Source organism: bacterium (assembly GCA_017744355.1).
Classification (GTDB): Bacteria; Cyanobacteriota; Sericytochromatia; order S15B-MN24; family UBA4093; genus JAGIBK01.
Genome location: JAGIBK010000008.1, coordinates 124,616 through 150,402, shown reverse-complemented (window position 1 = coordinate 150,402; position 25,787 = coordinate 124,616). Strand labels below are relative to the sequence as shown.

Genomic DNA, 25,787 nt, shown 5'->3' with positions numbered 1-25,787 from the left:
CGCCTAGCCCTTAGGTGGGACCGGGATATCGACACTCAGGAAAGCGGCGTTCGAATCGGCAAGAGCACCCGGCGAAACAAGACGTTGACCGTTGACCTGCGCACCGGGGACCAAGAAGGCAGCACCGACCGCCACGGCGGCAGCAGCGAGTTGAGCCGTAACAGTGGCAAGCAACGCACCATTAGCCGTGGCAGCAATTCCGTATGCCACGCTGTGTGCAAGCATCTTCTGCGCATGATCAAGATTGTAGGCGGCTACCTGCGCGGGGAACTCGATCGCCGTGTAGTACGCTTTCTGCGCGTTGTAACTCACCTCGTAGGCGGCTCTCGAAGCCCCATAGCCGACATCATAGGCGGCCTTATTAGCAACATCCACCGGGTTAGGATACTGGAACGTATGCCAATGCGTTCTAAATTCGGGCCACCCACCCCACCACTCCCAGTGCCAAATGGTCTCAACACTCGGATAAGACCCGGTCAACATACCGATCTGAGGCGGGTTATAGACAGGTGGATTGTACGAGGGCGGTTTGAATTGAGGGGGATTGTAAGATGGCGGCGTAGGATATTTCATGAAACCATCGATTTTTTCAAGATTGAAGTTGTTCATGATCTTCGGCAAATTTTCCGCACTGAAGGTATTCAACGCTGCCTTAAGCTTGGAGATATCACCGCCGGAAGCACCCTCCACGATCGCGTTCGCCACCTGATTAACGAGATCGACCGCAAACTGGCCGAGCATCTGAATTCCCTTGAGCCCTGGCAGCTGTTTGATTCTCTCGACCAGATCTCGAACCTGCCCTGGTGTCGCGCCAAGGTGCATATCGATCGTCCCAAACTTGATCACCTCATCAACCAAGGCAGGAGTGGCCCCAAGGGCCTTTAAGGTGCTGATGATCGCATTGCTCTTGCTCGGGTGATAAAAACCGGATTCAGTTTTCAAGGTAACGCCGACGGCCTGGTAGGCATCAAAGACCAACTCGCTGCAGTAATACTTCCCATTCTGGGCATCTTCCATCTGGTTGAAACCGAAGTCGTACTTTGCGCCTAGCTTACTCCTGGCAAAATCGACCGCCTTGTCGATGAGCAACTCATCCGTGCTCGGCCGAAGCAGCTTGTAGCTGATCGATTTCCCCGCCTGAAGAGAAGCATATCGAGCCAATACGCTATCGAGAGGCGATTCGACGACGCCACCTAAGGCCGCCTCCGCCTCGACGAACTTCGGAAGAATCCCCTTGGTAATATCGCCAGGATCTATGCACATGGCCACATGGGTCCACTTGCTATCGGTCAACGAGGCGACGGGCGTGTCCGCACCGATGAACAATAAGTCACCCTTCTTCAGGCTACTTGCAAGCTTGAAGAGCCTGTCAAAGGATTCTGCGGGAATCGGAGTTCCAAAAACAGTGGGTAAGGCTGCCGAAAGACTGAGCGAAGCGGCGATCGACTCCAAGCGATCCGCCCCGGCAACAACGGAGTCGGAAAGGGGCGCACCAGCAGAAGGGCTTCCAGACGTGCTCAGCGACGTCGAGCTAGAAGTTGATAGAGGGGTAGTCCCCGTCGTGAGGGTGATTCTAGGCAAGCTGATAGCGCTGGTCGAACTCATGATCGCGACTCCTGTTTCACTCGATTTCTCTTTAAATCTCGGTAAAATGCCAACCTATAGAAAGTTAACCAACCAATCATCATCTGAGAAGGGTGAGAAGAGGGTGATCTTTCTGGAGATGTCCGCCGTCGCAGGCCATACCGTCCCCGAGCGAACAGGACAGAGCCGCCCTCCTCTCAAAAAAGCCCGTAGCATGAGTGGAAAACCCTGATTGGCCCTCTAACAAAAAATGATAACCTTTTAGTTATAATCAAATCCTGCGATTCTTATTCGGGACTCGAACTGAACCAGGGAACAGGTTGAGCAGTTGACGACGACACAGCAAAACACTGGACAACTCGCCATCGCCGGCACATTCCTCCTCGCCCAGGCCATCAACGACCGCATCGGTGAGAAGAAAGACTTGGAAGAAGCCTCGCGCTTCGTTGCCGAACTCTTGTGTCTGATGCTCGGAGCACGCAGCGCCCTGCTGGAGCTGCCGAAGGAAATCGTGCCGCATTCCGTCCGGTTTCCAGAGGCCCTCGCCCCTTGCGAGCCGTCCCAGCTACGATCGATCAGCTACCCGCTCCTCGTCGAGCACACCCCGATCGGCCACCTGCAGCTCTTCTTCGGGCTGCATCAGAAGCCTGTCGCGCTCTCGGACGTAACGACCGCTCAGTTCGCACTGAAAAGCCTCGCCAAGCTCGCAGCGAGCGCCCTCGCCACGAAAAGCAAGCTCGCCACGCTCACCCCAAGCGAAGAACGGGTGCTCAGCCTCCTGCACCTGCCGACCCCCGAGATCCTCTCGCGGCTCTGCATCAGCCATGAGACCTTTCGCTCGCACCGCAAGCACATCTACCAGAAGCTCGGGGTCAAGACTCGCCAAGAGGCCCTCCAGCTCCTGAGCGAGGCGCCACCCCGCCCGCCAAGCTGAATCCTCAACGCAGAAGAGGCGTCCCAATTGGGACGCCTCTTCTGCGTTTTTGAATGATGCGCTTAGCTCGCCTGCTTGAGCCACTTCCGCTCGAGCACGAAGGTGCCGAAGGGCAGCACCGCCGCCAGAAAGACGCCGGGCGCACGCTTCATGGGCCACTTCAGCTCGGTGAACAGCAGATAGGCCGCCACCATGTAGGCGAGGAAGAGGAAGCCGTGGAGCGAGCCTGCGATCTTCACGGCCATGGGCATGCCCGCCATGTACTTGAGGGGCATGGCGACGCCGAGCAGCAAGAGGAAGCTGATGCCTTCGGCGAAGGCGACGGCGCGGAAGCCGCGGATGACGGGAGAGTTATTGTTCATAGGGAAAAACCTAAGCCTTCTGAGCGCTGGGGATACGGCCGACGCGGTTGCGCCCGGCCTGCTTTGCCTGATAGAGGGCCTCGTCGGCCGTATGGATCAACTCGTCCATGGTCATGGCGTGGACGGGGTAGGTCGCCACCCCGAGGCTCGCCGTGATGACCTTGTGAGGGAGCTTCTCCTGGTCGGTGAACGGGAACTCCTCGATCCAGCCCCGGATCCGCTCGGCCACGTGCAGACCCGAGTCGTACCCGGTCTCGGGCAGGATAATCGCGAACTCCTCGCCGCCGTAGCGCGCGACGATGTCCACCTTGCGCACCTTGTCCTTGAGCAAGGTCGCCAGCTGCTTGAGGACCGTATCGCCCCCCAGGTGACCCAGCACGTCGTTGGCCATCTTGAAGAAGTCGATGTCCATGATGATGAGGCTCAGCTGGTGGCCGTAGCGCTGCGATCGCTGCATCTCGCTAAGCAGGCGATCGTTGAAGTAGCGGCGGTTGTACACGCCCGTCAGACCGTCGGTGATGGCCTGGCGCTCGACCTTCTCGACCATGGCGGCGTTGGAGACCGTCAGGGCCGTGTGGCCCACCAGGGTCTCGACCAGCTCCACGGCCGTGGGATCCAGCTGGGGCGAGGTCGCGCAGACGACCACCCCCTGCACCTCCTGCTGAACGATGAGCGGGAAGGCCATCACGCGGCCGAAGGCCTCGTACGGGGTGCCCACGAGGGAGGCAGGCGAGAGGCTCAGGCTCTTGGCGACCCCCTGGGCGCTCATGGCGACCCGCCACTGGAAGGGCAGCTCGTCGAAGAAGCGACGCTGACCCGCCATGAAGGGCCAGCCGTCGCCGCGCCGCAAGAAGAGCGCCGCCTCCTCGATAGGCAAGAAGGTGGGCAGGCGCTCAATCAGGGCCTCGCAGGCGCCGCCGACGCTCAGGTGCGTCGCGATCGCCGCCATGGCCTCGTTCAGGTTCTTGAGGCCCTCGACCATGCGGTCGGCGCGCTCCTTCTCCTCGAGGGTCTGGGCGTAAAGCTTGCTCGTGATGAAAGCGCCTGTCGCCTGCTGGGCCAGATCCGCCAAGAGCTCCTGCTCGTCGCTCGAAAAAGCGTGCGCCTCCTGGGTGCCCACCAGGAACACCCCCAGGATCTCGCGCTGGGTCACGAGCGGGGTGGCCATGACCGAGGCCAGGGCATGCTCGCGGATGGCCTCGGGGCAGCTCTCGGGTGCAGCGAGCAGGTCCTCGATGGCGATCGACTTGCCCGTCGCGACCACCTGCGCGAGGAAGCCCGCCTCCTTCAGGGACATGGCCTGGGAAGCCTCGCGATTACTCGCCTCCTGCAACATCTTGAGCAGGCTCATGCCCTTGGGCTTGACGACGGCCAGGTCCTCGATGACCTTGAGGCCCTCGCCGTCCAGGTGATAGAGGCCCGCGTACTGGGCCCCCAGCGCCTGGGTCGCCAGGGTGCAGATGGAGGAGGACAGCTCCTGCAAATCGTAGGAGTTGTTGATCTGGTAGGAAACCTGCTGGAGCGCGCGCAGCTTGCGCGTCAGCTGCGCGAGCTGGCGCTCGTTCTCTTCATGTTTCTGCCGTAAGTCCAGATCGTCGGACACGAGGGACCTCCTACCGGTTGAACGACTCCATCACCAGCTGACTGACGGCGCGCAGGGTCTCGTTGACCCCGGTGCCGTCGCTGGCCACCGCCTCGAAGCTGGGGACTCCGTCGCGGTTCAACTCGGTCTCGAGCAGGGGCACCGGCAGCGCGTCCGGCAGATCCCGCTTGTTGTACTGCATGACCCACGGCACCGTCTGCAAGGAGAGGCCGTACTCGGCGAGGTTGGCCTGCAAGTCCTGCAGGCTCTCGAGGTTGGCCCCCAGGCGATCGGGGCTCGAGTCGGCCACGAACACCACGCCGTCGACGCCGCTCAAGATCGCCTTGCGCGAGTTGACGTACTGGACCTGCCCCGGGACGGTGTAAAGCGAGAACTTGATCTTGAAGCCCTGAATCTCGCCCAGATCGAGCGGCATCATGTCGAAGAAGATGGTCCGCTCGGTCTCGGTGGCGAGCGTCAGGAGGTCGCCCTTGAGGTCATCGCCGAGGGTGCGGTGCAGCGTGACCAGGTTGGTCGTCTTGCCGCACAGCCCAGGGCCGTAATAAACGAGCTTGCAGAGAATCTCGCGTTTTCCGAAGTTGATCGTCGACATGGCGTTACAGACGGCCCAAGAAGACCGAGATCGCGTCCTTGCTGAAGGAGAAGGGGGTGTTGCGCGTGGACTCGCGCGCGGCGATCAAGAGGGGGGTCAGGTGCTGAACGGCCTCCTCGACGGGGCCCTCGAAGCTCTCCTGGGTCGCGTCGGGGGGCACCATCACGCCGAGCATGTCCTTGCTCTCCATCAAGACCAGGATCAGGGTGCTGCGGTTCCCGCGGTGCTGGAAGGTGCGCACCTCCGGCTCACCCAACAGCGAGGTCAAGGCCGAGATGCTCTTGAAGATGCCCGCGATCAGCGAGGAGATGGACAGGTCGTTGATGGAGCCCTCGCCGCAGCTACCGAGCAAAAGGCCGCTGCGCTCGATGAGCAAGACCGAAGAGGCGCTCACGGCACCCTTGAGCTGCTCGAGGCGCGCGTCGATTTCCTTCTGCTGCGCCTCGGAAATCACGATCTGGGTCAGTACCTGCCTGGAATCGTCCACATGCGCCTCCTTCCGGCCATTCAAAGGAAATCATACCCTAGCCGGCAGGGGAGCAAAAGATCATCCGGGCGCCAATTCCGCAATTTTGGAAAACGCGCCTTCTTTGGGGAGTGCTTAGCTGACAGAATAAATTGTGCTATAAATCTTCATCATACATTGACATCATCTTTCAGGCCACGCTCGATCCGTCCCGCTCACGCGCACCGCAGGAAGGACCGCACCATGCCATCGCTCTCTCGTCTTTTCGCCCTGGCGGCCCTGGCGACGACTCTCACGGGCTGCTCGGCCGGCATCACCCCTCGGACCGAGGCCCTGGCGACACCCCCTGAGACCGAGCAGGACCGCTTCACCTTCCACGCCCAGGGCGTCGCGCAAGCAAGCCTGGTCTCCGCCACCCTCGACAAGGGCGGCACCAAGTACTGGTCGTATGACTTCGAGCAGGACAACCTGGGCTATGTCGTCCCAATAACGGCCCAGCTACCTGTCGGCGCCCAGCAAGTCCAGTACCTCTTAGCCACCGTGGAAAACGGCCTCTACTACAAACGGCTCAGCAATGCGACCGGCGCCACCCACGTCTTCTATACCTTGAGTGCAGACACCATCCTCGGGACCGCCATGGGCCAGATGCAGGCGAAGCTGGGCGCGAGCACCGCCACCCGCATCGCTCGCGCTCCCGATGGCAAGAGCCTTCGCTTCCACTTCCCGCGAAGCGCCACGGGTGACCTGACGATCACAGCCCAGGCCGGGAGCAACCTGAGGTTGAACAACTTCGCCTTCGACACCGAAAGCGGCCCCACCTTCAGCAGCGTCAAGGAGATGACCTATCCCGCGAGCTACCTCACCAAGAAGTTTCGGTGCGACGCCACCGCGTCGATCGTGGTGGAGGTCAAGACCACTGACAATCAAGCGCTCTCTGGCCTGACGGCGGAAAACTTCGCGTTGAACGTGCAACAAATCGACGGTGAGGTTCAGGGGGGGCTCGACCAGCTGCGCGAACTCGGCAAGGGTGAATACTCGCTCGCCTCCTCGATGACCCTCGACGCAGACGCCACGCACTCGTACGCCGTCTCCATCCAGCTCAAGAACAAAGCCCTGGTCTTCGATCACGCTTACTGACGACAGCTGAAAGGGATCCGCCCATGAAACTTCGACTGGCGCTCATCGCCGCGGTCATCACCTTGACCGGCTGTCCCCAGACCCCCGTCAGCGGCGACAAGCCCGATCAAACCGACAAACCACAACAACCACAACAACAGCAGCCCCTCGAGGAAACGCCCCCCGTCCTCAGCGCCCTCGGTGCGGTCCGCACCCAGATCGAGCAGAGTCGCTTCACGATGGGTGACGAAGTCTCCTACGTCTTGCGGAACTGGGCCTTCGATCCTGCCTACCTGCTCGCTCCTGGCGCATCGCCGATCTCGGGCTACTTTTGGCTGCTCAAGCCCCGAGGCGGCGACAACCCCACCCATTACGTCGAGGTCGAGACCGAAGCGGAGGCCACCGCCATCCTCTACGTGGTCACGAACCCGGAGAGCCAGATCATCCCGTACCTCGAAGCCTCGCTGGGCCAAACACCCGCCACGCGCATCTCGCTCAACAGCCGGCGCGAGTACGTATTCACCTTCCCTCGCAGCGCGAGCGGCCAACTCGTCATCCGACCCAAGGCGGACCACGAGACGCTCATCGCCAACATGAGAGACCGGTGGGACGCCGCCTCCCAGACTCACTACTATCAGGCCGAAGCGACCTTCGCGCTCGCGCCCGAGGAAGCCGAGGAGTACGCCACCCATGCCACGAACGCCGAGCTGACGGTGGTCGTGCAAGAGCTGGACGGCAAAGCGGTGACGGGCCTGAAGAAAGAAAACTTCGCCCTCATCCTTCACCCCTCCCTCTACTTGGACCCCACCGTCCCTTACAACCGAGAGCCGGCCCGGATCCTCTCGGTGCAAGAGACTTCGGCTGGCCGTTATACGGTGCTCGGCACCTTCGACGATCTGCCCGGAACGAACCCTCGCTCCCGCAAGCTCAGCATCCAGATCCACAACGCCCCGATCGAGCTGGAGGTCGAACCATGATGCGCGCCCATCGATACTCCCCCACCCTGCTCGGATTGCTCGCTGTAGCCGCCCTCGCAGGCTGCCAGTCGCCGCCGCCGAGCGGAACGGGGCCCGCCCAGGCCCCCGAAGCCTCCTCGCGCGCGGTCCAGGGCGCCCTCAACGCCACGCTCGGCGATCTCACGCTCACGCCGGCCGCCTACCTCGCCGTGCAGCAGGCCTTCGAGGAAGGCGACCCCTCCTTGGTGCTGGAGCCCTTCAAGCTCCTCGCCGCCGCCGCATCGGCAAGCCTCCCCGCCTCGAGCGAGCGGCACGGCAGCGTCAAGGCCGCCGAGAACGGAGCGGCGAACGCGTACGTCCTGACCCCCTGGGCCGAAGCCACCCACGTCCTGTACAACGACACCGAGAGCTTGCTCCCTTTGCTGAACGCAAGCCTCGGCTCGACCCCGGCGACCCGGATCACCATGGCCCAAGGATGGCTCGAGTTCCACTTTCCGATCGGCGCGACCGGCAGCCTCAAAGTGACAAGCCGGGACCCGAACGTCTTTCCCGGCTGCATGGTCAAGCAGCGGAGCGAATCTCAGCCGCATACCTTGACGCTGCTGCCCCAGGTGGAGACCGATAAGCTCACGTTCGACACCCCGACAATCGCCACCCTCCGGTTCAAGGTCACCACGCCCGACGGCAAGGGGGTGGCCGGCCTTCAAAAGGACAACTTCGAACTCACCCTCTACGCCAAGACCTCGGCCAACTACGATCGCCCCTTCGGCGAGACCCCCATCGACACCTTCCAGGACCTGCGCGAGGGGAACTACCTGATCACCGCTCCTTTCAGCCCTTTCCAGGCGACCGGTTCCCTGCGCGTCAAGCTCAACATCGTCAATGCCCCGGCCACCATCAAGGCCTCCCTCTTCCGGCAATAAGGGAAGGGCGGGCTCAGCAAAGGCCGCTTCCCCCATCGCGCAAGCGCGGTGTTATAATTCCCCTGACGGCGACAACGACGCGCCGTGCGCCGGTCAACCAAGAGGAGGGCCTCCCCATCAGCGACTCGACGACGCTCACGGTCTACACGGTTTCGGACGCCAGCGGCGAGACGGCCGAGCACGTCGCCCGCGCGGCCGCGCTCCAGTTCAAGGGCCAGAACCTCAAGCTGACCCGCCTGCCCCGGGTGCGCGACCTGGCGCAGCTCGAGGACGTCTTCAAGCTGGCCGTCCAGAGCCCCAGCATCATCGCCTACACCCTGGTCGAGCCGGCCCTGCGCGAGGCCCTCGAGGCCGAGGCCCTGCGCCACGCCATCCCCACCGTCGATCTGCTCGGCAGCCTCATCGGGACCCTCTCCGAGGTCCTCAAGGTGGCGCCGCGCTTCGAGACGGGCCTGCTGCAGCTGCGCGACGAAAAGTACTTCAACCGGATGGAGGCCATCGACTTCGCCATCAAGTACGACGACGGCAAGGACCCCAAGGGCCTGATGCTGGCGGATCTCGTCCTGGTCGGCGTCTCGCGCACCTCCAAGACCCCCACCTGCATGTACCTGGCCCAGAACCGGGGGATCAAGGCCTCCAACGTCCCCCTCGTCTTCAACGTCGCCCCGCCCAAGGAGCTGTTCGAACTGCCGCCGGGCAAGGTCATCGGGCTCAACCTCAACGCCGAGGTCCTGCACGAGATCCGCACCGCCCGTCTGACGAGCCTCGGGCTCACGTCGAGCGCCTCGTACGCCAGCGAAGAGCGCATCTCGCAAGAGATCGACTACGCCCACCAGATCTTCCGCCGCCTGCGCTGCCCGGTGGTAGACGTCACCAACAAGGCCATCGAGGAGACCGCCAGCGAGATCCTCGAGCTCACCCAGCGCAAGGAAACCTACGTCTAGAGCACCACCGCGTCGCGGCCGTCAATGGAGACGGCCGCGACGTTTGACAAAGGAGACAACCCACGCCATGACGACCAAGGACCTGGCCGCCCACCCCGCGACCAAAAGCATCTACCTCTTCGAAGAGGGCGACGCGACCATGCGCGACCTCTTGGGCGGCAAGGGCGCGAACCTCGCCGAGATGACCCGCGCCGGCCTCCCCGTCCCGCCCGGCTTCACCATCACCACCCGCGTCTGCAACCAGTACGTCGAAGCCGGTGAAAAGCTGCCCGACGGCCTCGTCGAAGGGGTGAAGAAGGCGCTTGCGACCGTCGAGGAGAAGGTCGGCAAGCGCTTCGGCGATCCCGAGAACCCGCTCTTGGTCTCGGTTCGCTCGGGTGCCAAGTTCTCCATGCCGGGGATGATGGACACCATCCTCAACCTGGGCCTCAACGACCAGACCGTGCAGGGCGTCATTTCCCAGACCGGCAACGAGCGCTTCGCCTTCGACGCCTACCGCCGCTTCATCGCCATGTTCTCCAACGTGGTGCTCGACCTCAAGCTCCACCACTTCGAGAGCAAACTCGAGCAGTTCAAGCACCGCGAAGGGGTCACCGAGGACACGGCGCTGACCGCCGACATCCTCAAAGAGGTGGTCGCCTCCTACAAGGCCATGGTCCTCAAGGAGCTGGGCCGCCCCTTCCCCGAGGATCCTCACACCCAGCTCATCATGGCGATCGAGGCGGTCTTCCGCTCGTGGGGCAACCCCCGCGCCATCACCTACCGCAACCACCACCAGATCCCGCACGACCTGGGCACCGCGGTGAACGTCCAGTCCATGGTCTTCGGCAACATGGGCGAGGACTCGGGAACGGGCGTCGCCTTCACCCGCAACCCCAGCACCGGCGAGAAGGTCCTCTACGGCGAGTACCTCCTCAACGCCCAGGGCGAGGACGTGGTGGCGGGCCTGCGCACCCCGCAGCCCATCAAGACCCTCGCCGCCAGCCTGCCCGAGGTCTACGCCCAGTTCGTCGCGATCGCCAGCCGCCTGGAGCGCCACTACCGCGACATGCAGGACCTGGAATTCACCATCGAGCGCGGCAAGCTCTACATGCTCCAGACCCGCAACGGCAAGCGCACCGCCCAGGCCTCGGTCAAGATCGCGGTGGACCTGGCCGAAGAGGGCCTCATCTCGCGCGAGGAGGCCGTCACCCGGGTGGAGGCCTGCAAGCTCAACGAGCTCCTGCACCGCCGGATCGACCCCTCGGTCTCGCTCGACGTGCTCGCCAAGGGCCTGCCCGCAAGCCCCGGCGCCGCCACCGGCCATGTGGTCTTCGACGCCGACGACGCCGATCGCCTCGGGAAAGAGGGCGAAAAGGTCATCCTGGTGCGGGTCGAGACCTGCCCCGACGACATCCACGGCATGATCCAGGCCCAGGGCGTGCTCACCAGCCGAGGCGGCATGACCAGCCACGCCGCGGTGGTCGCCCGCGGCATGGGCAAGCCCTGCGTCGCTGGCTGCGAGAGCCTCAAGGTGGACCTCGAGGCCAAGGTCTTCGAGGCCTCGGGCCGCCGCTTCGTCGAGGGCGACATCGTCTCGATCAACGGCTCGACCGGCGAGGTGATCGCGGGCGAGGTGCCCATGATCGAGCCCGAGTTGACCGCCGAGTTCCGCCAGCTGATGGAGTGGGCCGACGCCGTGCGCCGCCTCAAGGTCCGCACCAACGCCGACACCCCCGAGGACGCCGCCAAGGCCCGCGAGTTCGGCGCCCAGGGCATCGGCCTGTGCCGCACCGAGCACATGTTCATGCAGAGCGAGCGGCTGCCGGTCATGCAGCGGATGATCCTCGCCGAGACCGAGACCGAGCGCCGTGCGGCCCTCGCCGAGCTGCTGCCCTTCCAACGCGACGACTTCCACGGCATCTTCAAGGCCATGGCCGGCTGCCCGGTCACCATCCGCCTGCTGGATCCCCCCCTGCACGAGTTCCTGCCCAACCAGGTCGCGCTCGCCTGCGAGGTCGCGGTCCTGAAGGCCACCCAGCCCCAGAGCCCCGAGCTTCCGGGCAAGGAGGCCCTGCTCAAGAAGGTGAACAACCTCCACGAGGCCAATCCCATGATGGGCCTCAGAGGCTGCCGGTTGGGGCTGACCTTCCCCGAGATCTACGAGATGCAGGTCCAGGCCATCGTGGAAGCCGCCTGCCTGCTCGCCAAGGAGGGAATCGAGGTCTACCCCGAGATCATGATCCCCTTGGTCGGGCACGTGAACGAGCTCAAGACCGCCAAGGCCGACCTGGAGGGCATCGCCCAGGCCACCATGACCCGAATGGGCGTCCACGTGGCGTACATGTTCGGGACCATGATCGAGATCCCCCGCGCGGCGCTGACGGCCGACCAGATCGCCGAGCACGCCGAGTTCTTCTCGTTCGGGACCAACGACCTGACGCAGATGACCTTCGGCTACTCGCGCGACGACGCCGAGGGCAAGTTCCTCACCACCTACCTGGAGCGCAAGATCCTCGCGGACAACCCCTTCGAGACCCTCGACCGGGAGGGGGTCGGCGAGCTGATGAAGGTCGCCGTGACCAAGGGGCGCCGGGTCCGGCCCGGCCTCAAGCTCGGCATCTGCGGCGAGCACGGCGGCGACCCCAGCTCGGTCGAGTTCGCCGACCGGATCGGCCTCGACTACGTGAGCTGCTCGCCCTACCGCGTGCCCATCGCGCGCCTGGCGGCCGCTCATGCGGTCCTCGCCTCGACGACCGAGCGCGACAAGTAGAAACAAGACGAGGGCCCCGGCGGTAAACCGCCGGGGCCCTCGGGCTTGAAAGGATGGCGTTACTGGTTTCCGGCCTCGCGCTCCTGGGCGTCGGCCTTGAGCTTGGCGTCCTGAGCCGCGAACTGGGCCTTGGCGAACTGCGGGTCGAACTTGAGCGCCTCCTGGAAGGAGTCGTAGGCCGCCGCGTACTTCTGCTCCTTGAGGAAGGCGAGGCCCTTCTGGTAGCTGTCCTCGGCGCCCTTCTGCTTGGCGACTCCCATCAGGCGCTTGGTCTCGGGGTGATCGGCCTTGAGGGCGAGCGCCTGGCCCAAGGCCTCGATGGCGCCGCTGAAGTTGCCCTCGTCGAGCAGGTCCTTGCCGAGCTTGAAGGTCAAGTCGAAGCTGCGGCGATCGGCCTTCTCGGACTGGTCGAAGACCACCGTGGTGGTCTGCTTCTGGAACTGGTCGCGCTCCTGGCGATCGATCTCGGCGAGCTTGACCGCGGGCAGGGGGTGGTTGATGTTGAGGCGCCAGGCCTCCTTGAAGGCGGCCCGGGCCTGCTCGTAGTTGCCCTGCATCTGGTACAGGGCCCCCCACATGGCCTGATACACGTCCTCGAGGCCCGCGGGCACCGACTCACGGGGCAGGGCCTGCAACTCGGCCATGGCCATCATCCCGACGTTGTTCTGCAAGAGGGAGACGATGAGCAGCATGCGCGCCGAGACGTCGGAAGGGTCGTCCTGGAGCATGGCGCGGTAGACCGGCACCGAATCGGCCCCCTCGAGGGTCAAGAGGATGCGGGTGCGCTTCTCGTTGAGGACCCGGTAGGTGCGCAGGGACTCGTCGACCTTGGTGATCTGGAACCAGCTCTCGTAGCACTTGGCCAGGTAGTAGTAGGGGCGCGGATCGTTGGGGAAACGCTTGGTGTAGCTTTCGAGCAGGTCGCGGGCGCGGCCAAAGTCCTTGCGCTCGACCGCCGAGATCCCGTCCTTGAGCTGGCCGGCCCATGCGGGGAGGGCCGCCAGGACGCCGCAGGCGACGCCGATAGCAACAAAGGTGTTACGCAGCTTGTTCACTTCCCCGGGCTCCTCACGTCAAAGCGGTCTGTGCCTCTGGTATACCCGTCTGACGAAGCGGGCAAACGAAAGGTTCCCTCGCGCGACGGAGCTAGACCTCTTCTTCGACGGCCAGCGGCAGGTCGATGGGATGCTCGATCAGCACCTGCTGGATCCGGATTCCCTTCACGGCCTTGACGGTGATCGAGATGCCCGGCAGCCGGATCACGTCGCCCACCTTGGCCACGCGTCCCAGCTTGTTGATGACCAATCCCCCGATGGTCTGATAGCCGTCCATGGGCAAATCGATGCCGAGGGTCTCGTTGACCTCCTCGATGCCGGCCATGGAGTCGACCACCGCGAGGCCGGGGGAGACCGGTCGGACCGGGGCGAGCTCTTCGTCGTACTCGTCGCGGATCTCGCCGACGATCTGCTCGAGGATGTCCTCGACCGTGACGAGGCCGGCGGTGCCGCCGTACTCGTCGTTGACGACGGCCAGCTGGATCTCCTCGTGCTGCATCTCGCGTAAGAGCTCGTTGAGGGGCCGGCTCTCGGGCACGAAGTAGGCCGGGTGCATGCGCTCGGAGATGATGAAGGGCTCCTGGCGCGCCGCGGCCAAGAGGGCGTCGCGGGCGTGGAGCACCCCCACGATGTCGTCGACCGACTCCCGGTAGACGGGCATGCGCGAGTAGCCCTCTTCGGCGATGAGCGCCACGAGCTCGGAAAGGGGCATCTGCTCGTGGACCGCCACCATGTCGACGCGCGGGGTGAGGATGGCGCTGACCCGGGTGTCGTCGAAGGCCAGGGCCGACGAGACCAGATCCGACTCGTCCTCCTCGATGACGCCCTGCTCGTGGCCGATCTCGAGCAGCATCCGCAGCTCGTCCTCGGTGTAGCGGGGCGCCGCCAGGGCCTCGTGGGCACCGAGCAAGCGAATGAGGGGAGTGGTGATGTAGAGCAGGGCCGTGATCACCGGCCGCAACAGCAAAACCGCCAGGCGGATGGGGGCGGCGATCGCGAAGGCCACCTGCTCGGGCTTGGCCGCGGCGATGGACTTGGGGATGATCTCGCCGACCACGACGATGAGCAGGGTCAACGCGACGATGGAGAGCGCCGCCGAGCGGCCCCCGAACTCCTGCACCCACTCGGCGACGAGGATGGTCCCAAAGACCGTCCCCGTGATGATGGCGAGGGTGTTGCCCAAGAGAATGGTGGAGAGCAGGTAACGAGGCTGCTTGATCAGGGCCGAGACGAGCTTGGCACCGGGATCACCCTCGTCCAGGCGAGAGCGGAGCCTGGCGCGGTTCAACGACATCAGGGCCGTCTCGGCGGCCGAGAAGAGCCCGGAGAAGAGCAGCGCCACTGCGAGGACCAACCCCGCTAGAGCAGGCGTTAAAATCAGGATCCTCCTTGCGGGACTCTGTTCTCCCGCGAGATTCCTTTCCCACGGTCAGAAAACGAGACGATCCGACCGTGCGACGTATTATAGCATGGCCCCTGAAAGCCCCTGGGAGTGGAGCCCGCCTTCAACCCAGCACCACCTCGGCCTAAGCAAGATCCCTCTTCTCGATCCGATAAAACGATCAACCACTCTTAGATCCCCTTGCCGAATCGACGAGGATCCCGCGTTGAAGCACCGCCTCCTGCTGAGCCTCATGACCTGCGCCACGCTGGTGGGCTGCGCCCTGCCCGGCGTCGGCATCCCGAACGCCCAGCGCGCCGGGAGCGAGGTGCAGGCCCAGCAGCGCGCGATCCAGCCCTGGAAGGACGAGGTCGTCTACTTCGCCTTTCTCGATCGCTTCAACAACGGCGATCGCACCAACGACTTCAACGTGGACCGCTCGAACCCGACCGCCTACCACGGCGGCGACCTGCAGGGCCTGATCGACAAGCTCGACTACCTGGCGGACCTGGGCGTCACCACCCTCTGGATCTCGCCGGTGCTCGACAACGACGACGACCAGCTCGAGAAGACCGGCCTGTGGGGCTACCACGGCTACTGGACCAAGGACTTCGCCAAGATCGACGAGCACCTCGGCTCCCTCGAGAAGGCCAAGGAGCTGACGACCAAGGCCCACCGGAAGGGGATGAAGGTCCTCCTGGACGTGGTCTGCAACCAAGCGGGCTACGCCTTCCCCAAGCAGGCTCCCGCCTATCGCGGCTTTTTCCATGAGCACGGCGACATCCAGAACTGGGACGATCCCTGGTGGTGCGAGAACGGCTCTTTGTTCGGCCTGCCCGACTTCGCCCAGGAGAAGCCCGAGGTCTCCAAGTTCCTGATCGACACCTACCTGGGCTGGGCCAAGACCCTCGACCTCGACGGCTTTAGGATCGACGCGCTCAAGCACGTCCCCAAGAGCTTCTGGAAGCAGTTCAACACCAGCGCGCACCATGACAGGGGGGCGGGCTTCATGACCCTCGGCGAGATCCTCCACGGGGATCCCAACGTGATGGCAAGCTACCAGCGTGAGGGCAAGTTCGACAGCCTCTTCGACTTCCCGCTCTACTACACCCTGACCGACGTCTTCGCCAAGGGCGCCTCCATGCGCCGGCTCGGCGATCGCTTCGCCCAGGACTCCCTCTACCCGGACGCGAGCATGCTCAGTCCGTTCCTCGACAACCACGACGTGCCCCGCTTCCTATCGCAGGCGGGCGGCGACGTGAGCAAGCTCAAGCTCGCCCTGGCGTGCGTGCTGACGGTGCGCGGGATGCCCACCCTCTACTACGGCACCGAGGTGGCCCTCGGCGGCGGCGCCGAGCCCGACAACCGCCGCGACATGACCTGGGGGGCCAACGAGGCCATGCGCCGCTACACCCAGCAGCTGCTCAGCATCCGCAAGGGCTCGACGGCGCTCAGGCGCGGGCGCCAGCTCGAGATGTGGCAGGACGACCAGGTCTACGCCTACCTGCGCCAGGCGGCCGACGACGAGGCGGTGGTCGCCCTCAACAACGACTCCCACGCGCAGCACCGAAAGATCCCCCTGCGTGCCGAGAGCACGCTCAAGGACGGAACGGTCCTGGTCGATCGGCTCACCGGGGAGCGCGTGACGGTTGCGAACCGCGCGATCCAGGTCTCCCTGGACGGCAAGCAGGCACGCATCTTCTGCCCGGAGCCCGCCCGCCGGAAGTAAGCAGCCCGAGGAAAGCCTCTGGCCTACTCGATTCTCACGACCATCCCGAATCGACGCCCACGCATCCGCGTGGGCGTCTTCAGTTCTTCCTTGTTAACGGATCGGCCTCAGTACGAGGCGGGGGTGAGCGCCGTCCGTGCGGCCTGGCCGCCGCCGGCGGCGATCTGGCGCTCGACCGCCTGGGTCCCGATATCGAGCAGCTTGCGGGCCTCGGGCCAGAGCTTCTGGCTGCCCAACAGCACCACCGTGACCGGGTTCTCGCTCTGGGCCTGGCCCACGTAGCAGTGGCGCGCCGCCAGGGTGTAGCCCGTCTTGCCGAGCACCGGGTAGGCGTACTGGGTCAAGAGGCGATTCTTGTTGTGGACCGTCACCGATGGGTGATGGCCGGGCCACTCCAGCTCGATGGAGGTCGTCGTCGCGATCCGGACGAAGACCGGGTTCTGAAGGGCCGCCTGCAAGATCATGGCCAGGTCCCGGGCGGTGGAGTAGTGCTTCTTGTGGGGCAGGCCGTTGGAGTTGGCGAAGTGGGAGTCGCGCGCGCCGAGCAAGCGTGCCTTACGATTCATGAGAACGGCGAACTGGGCCTCGGACCCCGCGATGTGCTCGGCCAGCGCCACGCAGGCGTCGTTGGCGGACTTCATGAGGGCGGCGTAGCACAGCTCGCGAACGGTGTAGGTCTCGCCGGGCTTGAGGCCGAGCTTGGAGGGCTCGGCGGCGGCGGCCTTGCGCGAGATCGAGACCGGGTCGTCCAGGTGGGCGCTCTCGAGGGCGACCAGCACCGTGAGGACCTTGGTGGTGCTCGCGGGAGGCAGCTTGGCCGTGGGGTTGCGCTCGTAGAGGACGTTGCCCATGGCATCGAGCACCAGGGCCGATTTGGCCGACAGCACGGTCTCGGCCCGCGCCGGAAGGGCCGAGAGTCCGAGGGCCAATATCCCGATCAAGACAGAGAGACGATACGGCTTGGCCATCCCCGAATACCCCCAAAGTCGCTCGCTGGGCGTAATCGCCACCCGGGTACTATACCCACCGAGCAAGCCGATCATTAGGCCGATCCAGCTGAAAAATCCCGGCTAAATCGGCCTCGTCCATGGCGCTGCGGGCGATCCTTGACAAGCCCCCGCAAACCCCTTACGTTGGCAGCCTTGCGCCCCGCTCACCTCGCTGAAAGAGTTTGCATGGCCTCCCCCGCTCTCTCCTCCGATGCCGCCACGTCCGCCGGCGCAGCCCCCGGCGCTGCGCGCCGACGCATGGCGCCGGCCACCATCCTGAGCCTGGGAGTCCTCGCTGCCTTCGCCTTGCTTGCGATCGCAGCCCCCTGGGTCTGGCACGGGGACCCGCTCTCGCAGCTCTTAGACGGCCTGGATGCGGTCGGCATGCCCCTGCCGCCGAGCTGGGCGCACCCCATGGGCACCGACGACCTGGGCCGCGACGTGCTCGCGCGCTGGCTGGTCGGCGCCCGGGCCTCCTTGTGGGTGGGCCTCTCGGCCACGGCGCTCGCGGGAATCATCGGCGGGGCGGTCGGCATCCTCTCGGGCTACTTCAAAGGCTGGGTGGATCTTCTACTCATGCGCCTGACCGAGATCGTCATGGCCTTCCCGACCCTGCTCTTGGCCATCGGCCTCGCGGCGGTGCTGCCCTCCTCGCCCTGGATGGTGGTCTTGACCCTGGGGCTGGTGGGCTGGACCGCGATCGCCCGGGTGGTACGCGCGAGCGCCCTCTCGGTACGCGAGCAGGAGTTCATCGGTGCGGCCGAGGCGACCGGCGCCTCGCACGCTTGGATCCTCGCCAAGCACGTGCTCCCCAACGTCATGCCGATCCTCGCCTCGCTCTTGACCCTCAAGCTCGCCGACATGCTCTTGCTGGAGGCGGCCCTGAGCTTCCTCGGCCTGGGGGTACGGCTGCCCGAGCCCAGCTGGGGCAACATGATGCAGGGCGGGCAAGCCTACTTCTACTCCGCCCCGTGGCTCATCGCCATGCCGGGGTTCGGGATCCTCGCGGTGGTGCTCGCCGCCAACGTGCTCGGCGATCGCTGGGGCCAGAAGGGGAAGGCCTGAGCCCATGGAGGTCACCCTCGACGCCTACACCGAGCGCACCGTGACCCTTGAAGGGACGCCTGAGGAAGTCGCGCGCTACTTCTCGGCCAACGAGGCGCTGCTCGGCAAGCTGATCGGCCATGAGCGGGTCTCCTGCCAGGGCCCCGGCCTCTACCGGGTCGCCACCCGCGGCTTCTCCGCCCTGGGGCTCTCGGTGACGCCCTGCTTCGACGTAGCCTTCACCGACCGCCCCGGCGTCACCCACATGCAGAGCCAGGGCTGCCACCTGCTCTCGGGCAGCGAGCTGGACCTCTCGGCCTCCTTCGAGGGCGAGGCCCAGTTCCTCGAAGAGGGGGGCGGGACGAACCTGTTCTGCTGGACCCAGGCCGAGGCCGCGCTCCGGCTGCCGCGCGCCATGGGCCTCTTGCCCCATGGGGTGGTCAAGGGTGCTCTCCAGTCCCTGATGCAGCACACCCTCGATGCCTTGAGCGCCCGCTTCGTGCCCCTCATCCGCGAAGACTTCGCCGCATGGCAGGCCGCAGAGCGCAAGCAACTGAGCGAGGAGCCGAAATGCCCCTGAAGCCTTCCTCTTCTTTCCGCACAAGCCGGATCCTCGCCCTTGCGCTCGTGCTCTCGACCGTGGCTTCCCCCGGCGCCTGGGCCAAGCCCGGCACCCTGCGCCTCGGCCTCCAGGACCGGCCGAGCACCCTGGACCCGGCCCTTGCCTCCAACGTGCCGGCCATCGCCGTGAGCCACTGGCTCTACAACGGCCTGGTCACCTTCGACGACAAGGCCCGCATCGTCCCGGAGCTCGCCGAGCGCTACCAGGTCTCCAAGGACGGCAAGGTCCTCGAGTTCACCTTGCGCAAGGGAGTGCGCTTCCACGACGGCAAGCCCCTCACCTCCGCGGACGTCGCCTACTCGCTCACCCGCCTCTTCTGGCCCGAGACCAAGTCCCCGGGCTCGAGCTTCTACCGTGCGATCGCTGGCAGCGAAGAAGTGCTCGCGGGATCGACCCGCACCCTCTCGGGAATCTCCACCCCGGACGCCGAGACGGTCGTCATCCGGCTCTCGGCGCCCCAGCCCACCTTCTTGCAGGTGCTGGGCCTCAACTACGCGGCGATCGTCCCCCAGGGAGCGGGCGAGCGCCCGGGCTTTTCCCAAGCCCCCGTCGGCACGGGCCCCTTCCGGTTCGGCACGGCCGTCACCGGCGAGCGCATCGAGTTTTCGCGCAACCCCCACTACTTCAAGCCGGGGCTGCCCAAGCTCGACGGCATCACCCTGCAACTGGGGCTCAACGAGCAGGTCGAGACCCTGCGCTTCGAGCGCGGCGAGCTGGACGCCATCGGCCTCCTGCGTGGCATCGGCGCGGCCGAGTACGCCCGCCTCGCGCGCGATCCCAGGCACCGGGAGCACTTCATCACCGGCCCGGACATGGCGACCTACTACGTCGGGATGAACACCCGCATGACCCCTTTCAACGACCCGCGGGTGCGCGAGGCCGTCGCCATGGCCATCGACAAGGCCAAGATCGTCCGGCTCGTCAACGGCCGGGGACTGGTTTCCCAGGGCTTCCTGCCCCCGGGGCTGCCGGGCGCCACCCCCGATCGCAAGACCTACCCCTACGACCCCGCGCGCGCCAAGCAACTGCTCGCCGAGGCCGGGTACCCCAACGGCTTCGAGAGCACCTACTGGTGCTCCAGCTCCCAGACCTCGCTCAAGACCGCCCAGGCCATCCACCACGACCTAGCCAAGGTCGGGATCCGCCTTAAGCTCAAGCCCCTCGCCTTCCCGACCTTCCTCGCGGGCGTCGGCCGCGAGAAGATGGCCCCGATCTTCTCGGGCAACTGGTCCCAGGACTTCCCCGACGCCTCCAACTTCCTGGGGACGATCTTCTCGAAGCACGCCATCCGTCCGGTGCGCTCGCTCAACACCACCTTCTTCGAGGACGACCTGACCAACCGGCTCCTGGACCAGGCCGCCATCACCCCGGACGATACCGCGCGCTTCGGGCTGTACCAGCAGGCCGAGCGCCGGGTGATGAAGCTCGCGCCCGTCGTCCCCCTCTACCACCCCATGCGCTCCGTCCTGGCGCGGCCCGAAGTCTCGGGCCTCGTGCTGCACCCGGTCTGGCCGGTGGACGCCGAGCGCATCAGCGTGAGGTGATCCCATGGCCGTCCTTCGCCGCCTGCTGTTGGCCCTCGCCGTCTGGCTCGGGGTCGCCACCCTGACCTTCGGGCTCATGTACCTGATCCCCGCCGACCCCGCTCAGACCCTGGCCGGGGCCCAGGCCGATCCCGAGACGGTCGCGGCCATCCGCACCCAGCTGGGCCTCGACGATCCCCTGGGGGCCCAGTACCTGCGCTACCTCGGCAACGCCCTGCGCGGGGACTTCGGCCACTCCTACGTCACGGGCGAACCGGTGCTGCCGACGCTGCTCGCGCGCTTCCCCGCCACCCTCCAGCTCGCCGTGGGAGCACTCGTCGTCTACCTGCTCTTGGGGGTCGGCTTCGGGGTCGTCGGCGGCGTGAAGCCACGGTCGCTCGGAGATCGCATGGGCCGCCTCGTCGCCGTGGGCGGGGTGTCGGTGCCCACCTTCTGGCTGGGGCTCGTGCTCCTGTACCTCTTCGCCTACAAGGCCCCCATCCTGCCGCTCGGCGGCTACGGCAGCCCCCTGCACCTGATCCTGCCCGCGCTCACCCTGGGCGTGGGCGGAGCCGCCTACTACGCACGCCTGTTGCGCACCACCCTTTTGGAAGCCATGGGCAGCGACTACGTCCGCACCGCCCGGGCCAAGGGCCTCCCCGAAGGGCGAATCGTCGCCCGTCACGCCATGCCCAACGCCGCCCTGCCGGCCTTGACCCTCTTCGGGCTCGACTTCGCTCATCTCTTGGGCGGGGCGGTGCTCACCGAGAGCATCTTCGCCTGGCCCGGCATCGGCAGCAACGCCATGCAGGCGATCGCCAACCTCGACGTGCCCACCATCATGGGCACGGTCCTCTTCTCGGCCACGGTGATCGTCCTGTTCAACCTGGTGATCGATCTGGCCTACGGCTTCGCAGATCCGCGCCTTAAGGGTGTTTAAGCTTCCTCAACCAAACTTAAAGCAAGTTCCCTCTCGATCCATCTACAACCTCTGAGGGCCTCACGCGCCATCTTGGCGCACGCTTGCTTTTATGCTACCTTGTCCAGCAAGGATCAAAGGGCTCGGGCCACCGTTGGTACTCTCTTCGGCGAAGCGGAGGATGCGCGATGGAAAAGGCTTTCAAGGGAGCCACCCCCCAGCAGAAACAAAAGATCGTCGAAGACTACCTGCCGCTGGTCAAGAAGATCGCGCGGGGTCTCGCCCGCCGCAGCACGGATCCGGTCGAAGACCTGATCCAGGTCGGCTCCATCGGCCTGTTGGAGGCCATCGAGCGCTACGAGACCGGTCACAACACCGAGTTCAAGACCTACGCCGTCCACTTCATCACCGGCCACATCCGCCACTACCTGCGCGATCGCCAGAACCTCATGCGCGGTCCCCGCGTCCTGCAGGAGCTCTCCTACCGCCTCTCGCAGGTCACCGCCAAGCTGACGCAGGAGTTCGGCCGCGAGCCGACCAACCATGAGCTCTCCAGCGCCCTCTCCGTCACCCCCGAGCAGGTCGACGAGGTCAAGCAGTACGACCGCCGCGTCACCGTCCTGTGGCTCGACCAGGAGGGCCACGACGGCGACGACGACGAGCAGCGCTCGCTGCTCGAGAGCCTCTCGGACCCTCGCTCCAGCAACGATAGCCGCGACGAGCTCGACGAGAAGCTGATCCTCACCGAAGCCATGAGCCGCTTGCCCGGCGCCCAGCGCGAGCTGCTCGAGATGCGCTACTTCCAGGACCTCACCCAGGCCGAACTCTCGCGCCGGCTCGGGATCTCCCAGATGGAGGTCTGCCGCCGGCTCAAGAAGGCCGAGAAGCAGCTGCGCACCGTCCTGACGCCCAAGAACGCCTAAGGCATGATCCAGGAAGCCACGCGCGCCCTGCTCTCCGGCCGCTCGCTCGAGCGCTCCGAGGCGCGCGGCGCCATGGAGGCGATCTTCGCCCCGGCGGCCCCCGTCCAGGTCGCAAGCTTCCTCACCGCCCTGACCATGAAAGGCGAGACCCCCGACGAGATCGCGGGCCTCGCCGAAGCCATGCGCGCGCACGCCGTGCCGGTGCCGGGCTCCTGGCCCGAGCTGCTCGACACCTGCGGCACGGGGGGCGATCGCTCGGGCACCTTCAACATCTCGACCACCGTCGCCTTCATCGCGGCAAGCTGCGGCCTCAAGGTCGCCAAGCACGGCAACCGCTCGGCTTCGAGCCTCTGCGGCAGCGCCGACGTGCTGGAGGCCCTCGGCGTCCACGTGGACCTCGAACCCGAACATGCCGCCGAGTGCCTCGAACAGCACGGCATCACCTTCCTCTTCGCCCCGCGCTACCACCCGGCCATGAAGCACGTGGCCCCGCTGCGGCGCGAGCTCGGCTTCCCCACCGCCTTCAACCTGCTCGGCCCCCTCTGCAACCCGCTGCGCCCAAGCCACCAGGTGCTCGGAGTCTTCCGGCATGCGCACGTTCCTTTGATGGCTCGCACCCTGCGCGAGCTGGGCACCCGCCGGGCGCTGGTCGTCCACGGCCACGGCGGCCTCGACGAGCTCTCGCTCGAAGGCCCTTCCGAAGTGGCCGAGCTCAAGCCCGACGGCACCATCCGCACCTTCCAGCTGGATCCGCGCGACGCGGGCCTCCAAGCCGCCCCGCTCGCGGCCCTGGCGGGAGGCGACGCCCCCACCAACGCCCGCCTCATCCGCGGGGTGCTTTCGGGCGAGGATCGGGGCCCCTGCCGTGACGTGGTCCTCTGGAACGCCGCTGCCGCCCTGTGGATCGGCGGGGCCGCCCATGACATGATCGCAGGGGTTGCCCTCGCCGCCGAAGCGATCGACTCGGGAGCGGCGAGTGCGAAGCTCGAGGCGTTCGGCCGCGCCACCAGACGTTCCTGACCCTGAACGCAACCTCATCACAAAGTGGCAATCAGAACGGAAAAAGTCTTGCCATTTCTATTGCTTGCCCCTATAATCGCGGTTGTGTTAACGGAAGCTGGCTCGTGATGCGGCTTTCCCGGTTTCGACCCGGTAGAAAAGTCGCGCGCCAGGCCATTTTCGGCAGAAGGGATTTCGAGGGATGAACAAAGAAGAACTCATCAAGCAGATCAGCGTGAAGGCCAAGGTCTCCCAGAAGGAAGCCGGTGAGTGCCTGAACGCCACCATCGAAGCCATCAGCTCGGCGCTGGCCAAGGGCGACAAGATCACCCTCGTCGGCTTCGGCACCTTCCAGGTCCGCGAGCGCGCCGCCCGCGAGGGTCGCAACCCCCGCACCGGCGCCGTCCTGAAGATCCCCGCCAAGAAGAGCCCCGTCTGGACCGCCGGCAAGACCCTCAAGGAGCGCGTCGAAGGCGCCAAGAAGAAGGCCGCTGCCAAGAAGAAGTAAGCCGCGCCCCGCGCACGCTTGAAGCCCCCCGGATCCATGGATCCGGGGGGCGCTTCCTTTGAAGCCTACTTGGGGCGAGACTGGGTTTGGTCGGGGCTCGGCGCCGTTCCGGGCTTGACGAAGAAAACGAGAACCACGGCCCCCACGAGCGCGCAGGCGGCGATCGCCACCGCGATCCAGCGATTGCGCGACCGAGCGGCCGGGGCCTGCTTGGAGGGCTTGCGGCTGGTAGGGATGGGACCCGCGAGCTTGCCGGTCTGCACCTTGAGCGGGGTGGTGACCCGCCGTGAAGCGGGCTGAGGCGCCTCGTCCTCGCCGCCCTCGGTGCCTGCCAGCTGGTTGCGCCGAGCGATCTGGCCGTCGAGCGCCGCGAGGACCTGCTCCGGCGTGCAGAGGCCGCGCGAGACCAGGATCCGCCCGAGGGGCTGCTGGTCGACGACCTGGTGGCGCAGGGCCTCGGCGAGGGCCGTTTCGGTGAGGACCTTCTGATCGATGAGCAACTCGCCCAGGCGAGGGGTCCCCATCTGGGTCAGGCGCTTCTTCTGGGTCTGCCAGGCGAGCACCCCCTGCAGGTCCTGGTGGGTGATGAGGCTCATGTTGATCAGCACCTCGCCCAGCGGCACCCGGCGCTTGGTCTGCTCATCGGCGAGGGCCTGGAGCATGTCGGTGCGGGTCAGCTTCTTGCGCGCCACCAGGAGCTCGCCGAGCATGTCCGCCTCGGGCAGCATGACGTTGAGGGGGCGCTGAGTCTTGAGCACCCCCTGGAGGTCAGCCGCCGAGCAGGCCTTGAGGTGGCCCACCAGGATCTCGCCAAGCGGCTTGCGCAGGCGGGGCTGCAGTCCGAGGGCCTCCTGCAACTGGACCGGCGAGATGCAGCCTTTTGCGACCAAGAGGGAGCCGAGCCGCTCGTGGAAGGTCCGCGCGCCGGGCTGGGCGATCCTAAAGTCGCCGACCACCGCCGTCACCATCGCCTCGAAGTTGGAGATGCCCAGGCGCAGGATGGTCTGGCCGAGGGTCTCCTGGGGCTCGCGCAGCTCCTGGGCGTCGTTGATCAGCTCGGGGTCGAGGGCGTTGTAGGAAGCGAGCAGTCCCGCGAGGCTGGTGTCGGGCGAGCGCGTGCTCACGTCATAGCCGCGGAACTCCGAGAGGCGCGCCATGAACTGGCTCCAGGTGTAGAGCTTGCCCATGGTGAGGTCGTCGGCGGAGGCGGCGCGCTCGCGGAACAGGGCCTCGTCGTTCACCTTGGCCATCACCGGGCCCAGGTCCCGCTGATCCAGGCAAAGCATCCCGCTCGAAGCGGGAAAGAGCAGGCGCGGGTTGACCGGGTAGGTCCGGGTCCCGATGCCCTGGATGCGGACCTCGCTCGCGCCGATGACGATCACGTCCCCGCGGAACATGACGCTCACCTTGACCGAACGGCGCCGGCAGTAGCCCTGCACGTCGCTGATGAAAAGGCGGCTGGAGACGCTCGACAGAGCCTTGTTGTTCCAGCCGCAGGTGCACCAGGGCCGCTCCTGGCGGCTGGGCGGGATGGCCACCCCGCACTCGGGGCAGTTCAGGGCCGTCGCCTCGACCCGCACGGCCGCGAGCGCCCGGGGGTCCTCGATCGAGCCGAGCCCCTCCCGGGCGTAGCCCGTCAGCTGCATGTCTTGGGTGTTGTCGAGGACGAGCTTGTAGGTCTCGGCGGCCTTGAGGGCCTGGCCGTCCTTCTGGTAGGCGCGCGCCAGCATCAACCACACCTGGTGGTTGTCCGGGTTGAACTTGGTGGCGAACTCCAAAAAGACGATCGCCTCGGCGATCCGACCCTCCTTGAACGCCTTGATGCCCATCTCCGCCTGAGCGTTCACCTGATGACCCTTGCTT

24 protein-coding genes are annotated in these 25,787 nt (G+C 65.7%); 15 read left to right on the top strand and 9 right to left on the bottom strand.

Translation table 11 applies throughout. The features are described 5' to 3' along the window. Window positions 1-3 precede the first annotated feature (3 nt). Window positions 4-1,326 carry a hypothetical protein gene (locus tag J7643_18045; GenBank protein ID MBO9542494.1) on the bottom strand — a complete coding sequence of 441 codons (1,323 nt, stop codon included), beginning with the start codon at window positions 1,324-1,326 and terminating at the stop codon, window positions 4-6. Between J7643_18045 and J7643_18040 the strand changes: the two genes are divergently transcribed. Both J7643_18040 and J7643_18035 read left to right on the top strand, forming a co-directional pair. Continuing rightward, complete coding sequence (locus J7643_18040) at window positions 1,307-1,816, top strand: hypothetical protein (protein ID MBO9542493.1); 510 nt, start codon at window positions 1,307-1,309, stop codon at window positions 1,814-1,816. The two genes, J7643_18045 and J7643_18040, sit on opposite strands and share 20 nt — an antisense overlap. Before the next feature lie 96 nt (window positions 1,817-1,912). After that, a complete protein-coding gene (locus J7643_18035; protein MBO9542492.1) occupies window positions 1,913-2,518 on the top strand; it encodes a helix-turn-helix transcriptional regulator in 606 nt (201 codons plus the stop codon). 62 nt (window positions 2,519-2,580) lie between these two features. On the opposite strand, the gene J7643_18030 is transcribed toward J7643_18035, so the two are convergent. Genes J7643_18030 through J7643_18015 form a run of 4 tightly spaced genes read right to left on the bottom strand, consistent with a single transcriptional unit; the run spans window position 2,581 to window position 5,562 of the window. Further along, window positions 2,581-2,880, bottom strand: a complete 300-nt coding sequence (locus tag J7643_18030; protein MBO9542491.1) for a DUF3817 domain-containing protein — start codon at window positions 2,878-2,880, stop codon at window positions 2,581-2,583. Window positions 2,881-2,890: 10 nt separating this feature from the next. After that, window positions 2,891-4,483 carry a sensor domain-containing diguanylate cyclase gene (locus J7643_18025; protein ID MBO9542490.1) on the bottom strand — a complete coding sequence of 531 codons (1,593 nt, stop codon included), beginning with the start codon at window positions 4,481-4,483 and terminating at the stop codon, window positions 2,891-2,893. A 10-nt stretch (window positions 4,484-4,493) separates the two neighbouring features. Further along, window positions 4,494-5,075 carry a GTPase domain-containing protein gene (locus tag J7643_18020; GenBank protein ID MBO9542489.1) on the bottom strand — a complete coding sequence of 194 codons (582 nt, stop codon included), beginning with the start codon at window positions 5,073-5,075 and terminating at the stop codon, window positions 4,494-4,496. 4 nt (window positions 5,076-5,079) lie between these two features. Then, window positions 5,080-5,562, bottom strand: a complete 483-nt coding sequence (locus tag J7643_18015) for a roadblock/LC7 domain-containing protein (GenBank protein ID MBO9542488.1) — start codon at window positions 5,560-5,562, stop codon at window positions 5,080-5,082. Window positions 5,563-5,784: 222 nt separating this feature from the next. Here J7643_18015 and J7643_18010 point away from each other — a divergent pair, with 222 nt between their 5' ends. The 5 genes from J7643_18010 (at window position 5,785) to J7643_17990 (ending at window position 12,232) form a co-directional block, all read left to right on the top strand. After that, complete coding sequence (locus J7643_18010) at window positions 5,785-6,678, top strand: hypothetical protein (GenBank protein MBO9542487.1); 894 nt, start codon at window positions 5,785-5,787, stop codon at window positions 6,676-6,678. 23 nt (window positions 6,679-6,701) lie between these two features. After that, the gene (locus J7643_18005; protein MBO9542486.1) at window positions 6,702-7,634 is read left to right on the top strand and encodes a hypothetical protein; all 933 of its coding nucleotides are present in this window, start codon (window positions 6,702-6,704) and stop codon (window positions 7,632-7,634) included. After that, entirely contained in the window at window positions 7,634-8,536 is a 903-nt protein-coding gene (locus J7643_18000; GenBank protein MBO9542485.1) for a hypothetical protein, read from the top strand. The genes J7643_18005 and J7643_18000 overlap by 1 nt, the downstream gene beginning before the upstream one ends. A gap of 116 nt (window positions 8,537-8,652) precedes the next feature. Next, window positions 8,653-9,480, top strand: a complete 828-nt coding sequence (locus tag J7643_17995; protein MBO9542484.1) for a kinase/pyrophosphorylase — start codon at window positions 8,653-8,655, stop codon at window positions 9,478-9,480. Window positions 9,481-9,547: 67 nt separating this feature from the next. Beyond that, entirely contained in the window at window positions 9,548-12,232 is a 2,685-nt protein-coding gene (locus tag J7643_17990; GenBank protein ID MBO9542483.1) for a pyruvate, phosphate dikinase, read from the top strand. Window positions 12,233-12,291: 59 nt separating this feature from the next. Here the strand turns inward: J7643_17990 and J7643_17985 are convergent, their stop codons facing one another. Together J7643_17985 and J7643_17980 are read right to left on the bottom strand one after the other, a co-directional pair. Beyond that, entirely contained in the window at window positions 12,292-13,287 is a 996-nt protein-coding gene (locus J7643_17985) for a tetratricopeptide repeat protein (protein MBO9542482.1), read from the bottom strand. Window positions 13,288-13,378: 91 nt separating this feature from the next. Next, window positions 13,379-14,629, bottom strand: coding sequence for an HlyC/CorC family transporter (locus J7643_17980; protein ID MBO9542481.1), 1,251 nt, complete (start codon window positions 14,627-14,629; stop codon window positions 13,379-13,381). Window positions 14,630-14,894: 265 nt separating this feature from the next. On the opposite strand from J7643_17980, the gene J7643_17975 reads away from it, so the two are divergent. Continuing rightward, window positions 14,895-16,397 (top strand): alpha-amylase, encoded by a 1,503-nt coding sequence (locus J7643_17975; protein ID MBO9542480.1) that lies wholly within the window; start codon window positions 14,895-14,897, stop codon window positions 16,395-16,397. A gap of 107 nt (window positions 16,398-16,504) precedes the next feature. Here J7643_17975 and J7643_17970 read toward each other — a convergent pair whose 3' ends face one another. Next, window positions 16,505-17,365, bottom strand: coding sequence for a D-alanyl-D-alanine carboxypeptidase (locus J7643_17970; GenBank protein MBO9542479.1), 861 nt, complete (start codon window positions 17,363-17,365; stop codon window positions 16,505-16,507). Window positions 17,366-17,572: 207 nt separating this feature from the next. Here J7643_17970 and J7643_17965 point away from each other — a divergent pair, with 207 nt between their 5' ends. From J7643_17965 to J7643_17935, 7 genes are all read left to right on the top strand, one after another. After that, window positions 17,573-18,451, top strand: coding sequence for an ABC transporter permease (locus J7643_17965; protein MBO9542478.1), 879 nt, complete (start codon window positions 17,573-17,575; stop codon window positions 18,449-18,451). A gap of 4 nt (window positions 18,452-18,455) precedes the next feature. After that, window positions 18,456-19,010 (top strand): DUF1997 domain-containing protein, encoded by a 555-nt coding sequence (locus J7643_17960; GenBank protein ID MBO9542477.1) that lies wholly within the window; start codon window positions 18,456-18,458, stop codon window positions 19,008-19,010. Beyond that, window positions 19,001-20,596 (top strand): ABC transporter substrate-binding protein, encoded by a 1,596-nt coding sequence (locus tag J7643_17955; GenBank protein MBO9542476.1) that lies wholly within the window; start codon window positions 19,001-19,003, stop codon window positions 20,594-20,596. The genes J7643_17960 and J7643_17955 overlap by 10 nt, the downstream gene beginning before the upstream one ends. 4 nt (window positions 20,597-20,600) lie before the next feature. Continuing rightward, window positions 20,601-21,515, top strand: coding sequence for an ABC transporter permease (locus tag J7643_17950; protein MBO9542475.1), 915 nt, complete (start codon window positions 20,601-20,603; stop codon window positions 21,513-21,515). Window positions 21,516-21,682: 167 nt separating this feature from the next. After that, a complete protein-coding gene (locus J7643_17945) occupies window positions 21,683-22,417 on the top strand; it encodes a sigma-70 family RNA polymerase sigma factor (protein MBO9542474.1) in 735 nt (244 codons plus the stop codon). A 3-nt stretch (window positions 22,418-22,420) separates the two neighbouring features. Next, window positions 22,421-23,437: an anthranilate phosphoribosyltransferase gene (gene trpD / locus J7643_17940; GenBank protein ID MBO9542473.1), complete on the top strand. Its 1,017-nt coding sequence runs from the start codon at window positions 22,421-22,423 to the stop codon at window positions 23,435-23,437. Between the two features lie 181 nt (window positions 23,438-23,618). Further along, the gene (locus J7643_17935; protein MBO9542472.1) at window positions 23,619-23,924 is read left to right on the top strand and encodes an HU family DNA-binding protein; all 306 of its coding nucleotides are present in this window, start codon (window positions 23,619-23,621) and stop codon (window positions 23,922-23,924) included. Between the two features lie 65 nt (window positions 23,925-23,989). On the opposite strand, the gene J7643_17930 is transcribed toward J7643_17935, so the two are convergent. Then, window positions 23,990-25,771, bottom strand: coding sequence for a tetratricopeptide repeat protein (locus J7643_17930; protein MBO9542471.1), 1,782 nt, complete (start codon window positions 25,769-25,771; stop codon window positions 23,990-23,992). Window positions 25,772-25,787: the final 16 nt, after the last annotated feature.